Source organism: Novosphingobium clariflavum (assembly GCF_026420865.1).
Classification (GTDB): domain Bacteria; phylum Pseudomonadota; class Alphaproteobacteria; order Sphingomonadales; family Sphingomonadaceae; genus Novosphingobium; species Novosphingobium clariflavum.
On record NZ_JAPCWC010000080.1, the window covers coordinates 1 to 1,392 of the forward strand.

Genomic DNA, 1,392 nt, shown 5'->3' on the forward strand with positions numbered 1-1,392 from the left:
TACGCAACGCGCATCGTGATCCGCTGCGACGGCGCTGTCGTTGCCGAACACGAACGGGTCTTCGGTCGGAACCAGACGATCTTCGATCCGTGGCATTACCTGCCCATCCTCGCCCGCAAGCCCGGTGCGTTGCGCAATGGCGCCCCCTTCCAGGACTGGGCTCTCCCACCTGCACTGGCCCAACTGCGGCGCAAGCTGGGCAAGGGCGATGATGCGGATCGCCGCTTCGTCCGCGTCCTGGCCGCCATTCCCGACGACGGCCTCGAGGTTGTTGAAGCCGCAGTCGCCGAGGCCCTCAGCGCAGGAACGGTCAGCGACGAGGTCATCCTCAACATCCTGTCCCGCCGGCGTGAGCCTCGCGATGCCCAGACCATGGACGTCGTCGTCAACCTGAAGCTCAAGCATCCGCCGATTGCAGACTGCGCCCGCTACGACACGGTGCGAGGCCTCAATGCAGCGGCATGAGATTGTGGCAGCCCTCAAGGGGCTGGGGCTCAAGGGCATGGTCACTGCCTTCGATGATGCCGTCACCAATGGCATCCGCCGCGACAGAACGATCATGGAGATGCTGGCCGACCTGCTGCGTGCCGAGACTGCACATCGGGAGGCAGCGTCGATCCGCTACCGGATGACCGCGGCGAAGCTTCCGGCAATCAAGGACCTGGATGGGTTCATGTTCGACGGAACGCCGATCAACGAAGGGCTGATCCGCTCCCTGCACGCCGGCTCCTTCCTGCCGGAACGGCGCAATATCGTGCTGGTAGGTGGAACGGGCACGGGCAAGACCCACCTGGCGCTCGCCATCACTGCCGCAGTGGTACGCGCCGGCACCAGAGGCCGATACTTCAATACGGTTGATCTGGTGAACCGGCTTGAGGAAGAAGCACGACTGGGCAAAGCCGGAAGCCTTGCCGCTCAACTCTCACGGCTTGATCTCGTTGTGCTCGATGAACTGGGCTATCTCCCGTTCGCCCGTTCCGGCGGCCAGATGCTCTTCCACCTGATCAGCAAGCTCTACGAAAAGACCTCGGTGATCATCACGACCAATCTCGCCTTTGGCGAATGGCCGAGCGTCTTCCACGACGCCAAGATGACCACCGCGCTCCTTGATCGCATCACCCACCATTGCGACATCATCGAGACAGGCAACGACAGCTGGCGGTTCAAAAACCGAAACTGAGCCCAAAACCCCTTCCCCCGGACCCCCATCCCCGGCGGTTAACCCGGTGGGTCAACAGGGACCTCCCACGGACGCCGCCGCCAGCACACCTGACGGTGCGCGTCGTCGTCCGTGGGCCCCTCCTATCGACTACCGGGATAACCGCCGCGCTGCCGAAAGGTGGGGTCAATATTGGGCGCCGATAGGGGGTCAGTTTTGCGCGCCGGTTGACA

At 63.4% G+C, this 1,392-nt stretch carries 1 protein-coding gene and 1 pseudogene; both read left to right on the forward strand.

What is annotated here, in order from left to right; genetic code table 11:
- Positions 1-465: pseudogene (locus tag OKA11_RS24305) on the forward strand (IS21 family transposase); the annotation flags it as partial.
- Positions 452-1,180: an IS21-like element ISSsp4 family helper ATPase IstB gene (gene istB / locus OKA11_RS24310; RefSeq protein ID WP_021234579.1), complete on the forward strand. Its 729-nt coding sequence runs from the start codon at positions 452-454 to the stop codon at positions 1,178-1,180. The pseudogene OKA11_RS24305 and the gene istB, both read left to right, overlap by 14 nt.
- Positions 1,181-1,392: the final 212 nt, after the last annotated feature.

Bases quoted from the DNA above. Each gene is read 5' to 3' on its own strand.
- istB (WP_021234579.1), top strand. From the start codon at position 452: ATGCAGCGGCATGAGATTGTGGCAGCCCTCAAGGGGCTGGGGCTCAAG.